At 66.2% G+C, this 6,266-nt stretch carries 6 protein-coding genes and 1 pseudogene; 5 read left to right on the forward strand and 2 right to left on the reverse strand.

All coding sequences use genetic code 11. The annotated features are described in order from the left end of the window. On the forward strand, positions 1-341 hold a 341-nt coding region (locus tag RCJ92_RS14475), incomplete at its 5' end, for a hypothetical protein (protein WP_446754932.1). A 108-nt stretch (positions 342-449) separates the two neighbouring features. On the opposite strand, the gene RCJ92_RS14480 is transcribed toward RCJ92_RS14475, so the two are convergent. After that, a complete protein-coding gene (locus tag RCJ92_RS14480; RefSeq protein ID WP_446754933.1) occupies positions 450-1,001 on the reverse strand; it encodes an O-acetyl-ADP-ribose deacetylase in 552 nt (183 codons plus the stop codon). A gap of 173 nt (positions 1,002-1,174) precedes the next feature. Next, entirely contained in the window at positions 1,175-1,585 is a 411-nt protein-coding gene (locus tag RCJ92_RS14485; protein WP_446754934.1) for an ankyrin repeat domain-containing protein, read from the reverse strand. Positions 1,586-1,774: 189 nt separating this feature from the next. Here RCJ92_RS14485 and argH point away from each other — a divergent pair, with 189 nt between their 5' ends. From argH to RCJ92_RS14505, 4 genes and pseudogenes are all read left to right on the forward strand, one after another. Continuing rightward, a complete protein-coding gene (gene argH, locus RCJ92_RS14490) occupies positions 1,775-3,193 on the forward strand; it encodes an argininosuccinate lyase (RefSeq protein WP_446754935.1) in 1,419 nt (472 codons plus the stop codon). 136 nt (positions 3,194-3,329) lie between these two features. After that, the gene (locus tag RCJ92_RS14495; RefSeq protein WP_421015168.1) at positions 3,330-4,070 is read left to right on the forward strand and encodes a maleylpyruvate isomerase family mycothiol-dependent enzyme; all 741 of its coding nucleotides are present in this window, start codon (positions 3,330-3,332) and stop codon (positions 4,068-4,070) included. A 172-nt stretch (positions 4,071-4,242) separates the two neighbouring features. Then, a complete protein-coding gene (locus tag RCJ92_RS14500; RefSeq protein ID WP_246049779.1) occupies positions 4,243-4,776 on the forward strand; it encodes an adenine phosphoribosyltransferase in 534 nt (177 codons plus the stop codon). A 121-nt stretch (positions 4,777-4,897) separates the two neighbouring features. Beyond that, a pseudogene (locus tag RCJ92_RS14505) lies at positions 4,898-6,115 on the forward strand (HelD family protein); the annotation flags it as partial. Between the last annotated feature and the right edge of the window lie 151 nt (positions 6,116-6,266).

The raw sequence follows: 6,266 nt of genomic DNA on the forward strand, positions 1-6,266 counted from the left end.
GGGAGCATGATGACTATCATGCCGGGAAGTTCAAGATCGTTGATGTGAACGGGTTGCCGCATGTGGTGTTGCCCAAGCATCTGGATCCTTCCCAGACCCCGCGGCGTAACCGGTACTGGTTCGCCAGCTGGGAAGACCCGTCCAAACCAGGGCAGCAAGCAGCCCGGCAAAAGCCACCGGAACAAAAACCGGCCCCGGGCCAGACGAACCCGCCAAAGCCGGACGGCCCGCCACCGGATACCACCAAACGCAACAGCAGTCGTCGTCGGGGGTCGAAGACCGGGCCGGGCCCTGGACAGGACCCGCCAGCGGCCACCCCACCTAAAGCAGCCGACAGCTAACTTTTGCTGCAGTGCTTCGCAAGGTTGATTCCCGGAGCAAACACGACGGCGGTGTGCTGCAGTCGATGCAGTACACCGCCGTCGCCTTGCTCAACGACAAGCTGCAGGCTAGGCAGCCAGCTCTTCGATGCTTTCCATGCCAAAGGCATCTTCAAAGGCCTTCTGCACTTGATCGGTGTGGGAGACCAGAATGATCCGGTGAATGGAAGTGACGTGCTTGTTGGTCTCAACCCAGTCGCCGATGGCCTTGGCAGCAATGTCGGCCACTTGCTGTGCGGGCCAGCCGAAGGCCCCAGCACCAATGGCGGGGAATGCGACGGAATGAGCATCATGGCGAGTAGCCACGTATAGCGAGTTGGTGAAGCAATCGGAGAGGATCTTCGGGTTCGCCTTGCCCAGATTCAGGTTGGGTGCCGCGGTGTGAATGACCCACCGTGCATCCAGTTTTCCGGCCTTGGTCGCGACCGCAATACCTGAGGGAATGCCATCGGGGTACTGGTTCTTGCGCACTGCGCGGCACGCCGCCAGGAGTTCAGGGCCCGCGGCCTCGTGGATGGCGCCATCAACACCACCGCCGCCGAGCAGTGACGGGTTGGCAGCATTCACCAAAGCCTCAGCCCCGACTCGCGTGATATCCCCGCGTACGAGTTGGATTTCCATGGGTCGTACCTCCAAGAATCTCCGTGTTCCTCTATGTGTAAGATCACCTTACGCGGCGGCTATGGGCAGTGGAAGGGTTTTGCGGGTAACTACAGGCAAAAGTATGCCCCCACCACAGTAAATCTGTGCTGAGGGCGAACTTTCTGGGAAGCTCAGCGAGGCGCTAGGACGGCCTATAGGTACTCATCGATGATGGCGCGGAACTGGGGAAGATCGAACATCTCGGTCACGGCCAACGCATTTTGCGGCCCGAGCTTCGGGTCGGCGCCCGCCTCCAGCAGCATGCGGGTGGACTCCTCGTCCTGCTTGAACACCGCGCAGGTAAGCGCGCTTTGTCCGCGTGCGTTGAGCTGGTCCAGCTCTGCTCCGCGCTCAATCAACGCCTTCACGACTTCGGGCTGTGAATTGTAGGCAGCCAGGATCAGCAGGGAGTCGCCCTTGCCGTCGGTCAGGTTTACCGGAATCCCCTGATCAATCACCGAGCTGAGCATCTGAACCTTGCCCTGCCGGGCCATGTCCAGCACTTGGTTCAGGAATTCTATTTGCTCATTGGAAAGTTCCGGCTGTCGCGGGGTATCAGTCATGGTTTTAGTCTAACGAGCCTTGGGACTTGGGACGAGGATGTGTCGCTCGCTCGTCGACACTGCCTCTGCGGGATAGAGCAGTCCAGATTGAATATTTATGAGCTTCTATGCATAAACTTTGTTAGAGTGTTCAACAGTGAATATAAAGCTTGCGGTCCACCACGTGGTGTCTGCTGAAAGGAACTAGGCATGAGCTCTTCAACCAACGAAGGTTCGCTATGGGGCGGCCGCTTCTCCGGCGGCCCAGCAGAAGCCATGGCGGCGCTGAGCAAGTCCACGCACTTCGACTGGCGTCTGGCCAGCTACGATATCGCCGGTTCACGCGCCCACGCCAAGGTCCTGCATCGTTCGAACCTGCTCACCGACGACGAACTCTCCGGGATGCTGGCCGCGCTGGACCAGCTGGAGGAGGACGTCAAGACCGAGCGCTACGTGGCCGCCGAGTCGGATGAAGACGTCCACGGTTCGCTGGAGCGCGGCCTGCTCGAGCGGGCGGGAGCCGGGCTGGGCGGGAAGCTGCGCGCCGGCCGTTCCCGCAACGACCAGATCGCCACCCTGGGTCGGATGTTCCTGCGCGATCATGCGCGCATCATCGCCCAGGGCCTGATCGAGACGATGGACGCGCTCGTCGCCCAAGCCAAGGCCCACCCCTACGCGCCCATGCCGGGGCGCACCCACCTGCAGCACGCCCAGCCGATCCTGCTCTCGCATCTGCTGCTTGCCTACGCCTGGCCGATGCTGCGCGACGTGCAGCGGTTTGTGGACTGGGACAAGCGCGCCGCGGTCTCACCGTATGGATCCGGTGCCCTGGCCGGCCAGACCCTGGGGTTGGATCCGAACTTCGTCGCCGCCGAACTCGGCTTTGATTCGGCCGTGCACAACTCGATCGACGGAACCGCGGCACGTGACGTCTTCGCCGAGTTCGCCTGGATTACGGCCATGATCGGCGTGGATCTTTCGCGCATCAGCGAGGAAGTGATCCTGTGGGCCACCAAGGAGTTCTCGTTCGTGACCCTGCACGATGCGTTCTCCACCGGCTCCTCGATCATGCCGCAGAAGAAGAACCCGGACATCGCCGAGCTGGCCCGCGGCAAGGCCGGGCGCCTGATCGGGGACCTGACCGGGCTGCTGGCCACCCTGAAGGCCCTGCCGCTGGCGTACAACCGTGACCTGCAGGAGGACAAGGAGCCGGTGTTCGACGCCGCCGACACCCTGGAGCTGCTGCTGCCGGCGGTGGCCGGGATGATCGCCACCTTGAGCTTCAACACCGAGCGGATGGCCGAACTGGCCCCGCAGGGGTTCGCGCTGGCCACCGACATCGCCGAATGGCTGGTGCGCCAGGGCGTGCCGTTCCGCGACGCCCACGAACTGTCCGGGGCGGCGGTGAAGCTGGCCGAGTCGCGCGGCGTGGAGCTGTGGGACCTGAGCGATGAGGACTACGCCTCGATCTCCGAGCACCTGACTCCGGCGGTGCGTGAGGTGCTCTCCACCGCGGGTTCGCTGAACGCGCGCAACGGACAGGGCGGGACCGCTCCGAGCGCCGTGCAGGCCCAGCTGGAGGAGTTCGAACGCCAGTTGCAGCACGTGCGCACCTGGGCCGGGAGCTGATCGCGCACCTGCCGCCTCCCGCCGCGCTTTGACCGCAGCCCGCCGCCCCCTCCACGGGTGCCGGCGAGTTGTGGTGTTTGTGGGCATCGCAGGTGGTGCTGGTGGTTTTCCCGGTGCAGCCGATACAGTGTGGAGCATGACACAGCATTTGTCGCCCGAGGAACTGATCACTGAGGTCACCCGGGCATTGGATGAGCTCCAGGCCCAGTTGCGCGCACTTCCCGATGAGGATTTCGCCAAGCCCAGTTCGCTGCCGGACTGGACGGTGTCCCAGCTGGTCGCGCACCTGCATTCCTTCGCCCGGGCCGCGATCCGCCAGTTCGCCAACGCCGGCAGCGCCAACCCGCCGGAGATGTACGACGGGGGCATGGCCGGGCGCGTGGAGGCGATCAACATGGCCGCGCTGATGCGCCCGGACTCGCTGCGCCCGCTGGCCCTGGATTCGCTCGACGAGCTGCGTGCCGTGCTGCCCGGCACCGCGCAGAAGTGGGAGGAAAACGTCGGGTACCGCCCCGGGGCGACGGTGGCCGACATGATGCACGCCACCTGGCGGGAAATGCTGATCCACGCAACCGACCTGGACGAGTTCAAGCGTCCGGCCGCCAGTTGGCCGCGCAGCTTCAGTGAGCACCTGATCCGTGCGCTGCAGCCGCGCGTGGCCGAGACCGACCGGATCGTGCTGCAGCCCCACGGCAAGGAGCCGATCGTGCTGGGGGAGGGGGCGCACTCCTACGTGCTGACCGGAACCGACTTCGACCTGGCCGCCTGGCTGGCCGGACGACCGCCGCAGGGCGTGGTGCAGGCCTCCTCCGACGCCGAGCTCTCGGACTTCCCGACGCTGCTGCCCTGGCCCTCGGGGCAGCTGCTGCCACGCTGAGACCGGCTGATTCACGTTGATCGGCGCTGATTCACGGCCCCGCCGAATCACCTTCCGCCCCGTGTTTTCCGCCCCTGCAGGGACCGGAAACGCGGGGCGTTGTGCTGCACCGGTACCCGCCCCGGCCGGGCGGGGTTCCGCGGGAACTGCCGGGACGGCCTAAAATTGACGGGTGACGAATAACGAAAGCATCAGTGACCTGTTGGACCGCCTCTGCGCGATCGTGCCCGATTACCCGCAACCGGGGGTGTCCTTCAAGGACCTGACCCCGGTGTTCGCCGACCCGCATGGGCTGCGCCGGATCGTCGACGAGTTGACCTCCCGCTTCGCCGGGCAGTTCGACATCGTTGCCGGGCTGGAGGCCCGCGGGTTCGTGCTGGCCGCGGCCGCCGCCTACGCCACCGGCACCGGCATGCTCACCATCCGCAAGGCCGGCAAGCTGCCCCGGCCCACCTACCGCGACGACTACACCCTGGAGTACGGGTCGGGGTCCCTGGAGATCCACCGCGACGAAGTCCGCCCCGGCACCCGCGTGCTGATCCTGGACGACGTGCTGGCCACCGGCGGCACCGTGGGCTCCGCGGCCCGGCTGATCGAACGCACCGGTGCGACGGTGGCCGGGATCGGCGTGGTGCTGGAACTGGACGAGCTGAAGGGCCGCCAGCAGCTGAGCGGATACAACGTGCACAGCCTGCAGCTGGTCTGATCCGCGCGCCCGAATCCGCCGCCGGTGAACGTGTCGCCGGTTGCGTCACATCATTGCCCGTTGCCGGGGTGCGGCGGCGTAGAATGGTCTGTCTTGATTTTGCAGTGTGAGGGGAGCACCAGTGGCCGGGACGATCGACAAGGATCTGATCGACGAATCGCAGTACGTGGCACGGCTGTATGCGCGGCTCGATGAGCTGCGGGCGGAGAAGATCGAACAGCTGGAGCGCACCCGGGCCACCGGGGCGGTGGGCAGCTTCCAGAACCAGTCCGAACGCGACTCCTTCGCCACCCTCTACGAGGACCGGATCGCCCAGCTGGAGGCCGTGGAGGACCGGCTGGTCTTTGGCCGGCTGGACATGGACGGGCGGATCGCCGCGGACCCCGAATCGGCCGGCAGCCCGCGCTACATCGGACGCATCGGCATCACCGACGAGGACCTGAACCGGCTGATGGTGGACTGGCGGGCCGCGGAGGCCGCCCCGTTCTACCAGGCCACCGCGCTGCAGCCGCTGGGGGTGCGCCGCCGCCGCCACCTGATCCTCAAGGGCCGCACCGTGGCCGGGGTGGAGGATGACGTGCTGGACCCGTCCTGGCTGGACGAGGGGCATTCGCACCGCGGCGAGGGGGCGCTGATGGCGGCGCTGCGCGAGAAGCGCACCGGGCGGATGGGTGACATCGTGGGCACCATCCAGGCCGAGCAGGATGCGATCATCCGCTCCGAGCTGGCCGGGGCGATCGTGGTGCAGGGCGGGCCGGGCACCGGCAAGACCGCTGTGGCGCTGCACCGCGCCGCCTACCTGCTCTACGAGTACCGGGAGCGGCTGAAGAACGCCGGGGTGCTGATCGTGGGCCCCTCCACCTCCTTCATGCGCTACATCGAACGCGTGCTGCCCTCCCTGGGGGAGACCGGCGTGGTGATGGCCAGCGTCGGGGAACTGTACGCCGGGGTGCCCACGGTGCCGGAGCTGAACCGCACCACCGCCCGGGTCAAGGGCGAGCTGTCGATGGCCAGGGTGATCGCCCAGGCGGTGCGCAACCGCCAGCGGCTGCTGCCCGAGGACCGCACCGTGCTGGTCGAGGGCACCCGGCTGACCCTGACCCGCAAGATGGTGCGCAACGCCCGGGACCGGGCCCGGCATTCGCGCCGGCCGCACAACCAGGCCCGCGAGACCTTTGTGAAGGTCCTCGTCGAGGAGCTGGCCGAACAGATGAAGCGGGTGCTGGAGGAGTCGGCCGGGCAGATCAGCGCGGCGGACCGCAGCTACCTGCCGCAGGAGGTGCGCGACTCGCACGACGTGCGCGTGGCGCTGAACCTGTGCTGGATGCCGATGACCCCGGGGCGCTGGTGGAAGTGATAAACCGACCCCGGATGGGGATTACCAGACGTACAAGGCCGAGTCCGGCGCGTTCGTGCGTGAGCATTTCTTCGGTCAGCGCCCGGAAACCAAGGAACTGGTCAATCACCTGTCCGATGATGAGATCTGGAAT

It is taken from the genome of Glutamicibacter sp. BSL13, assembly GCF_052928425.1.

Coding starts and splice junctions, on each gene's coding strand:
- RCJ92_RS14480 (WP_446754933.1), bottom strand. CDS start 1,001: ATGGAAATCCAACTCGTACGCGGGGATATCACGCGAGTCGGGGCTGAG.
- RCJ92_RS14485 (WP_446754934.1), bottom strand. CDS start 1,585: ATGACTGATACCCCGCGACAGCCGGAACTTTCCAATGAGCAAATAGAA.
- argH (WP_446754935.1), top strand. CDS start 1,775: ATGAGCTCTTCAACCAACGAAGGTTCGCTATGGGGCGGCCGCTTCTCC.
- RCJ92_RS14495 (WP_421015168.1), top strand. CDS start 3,330: ATGACACAGCATTTGTCGCCCGAGGAACTGATCACTGAGGTCACCCGG.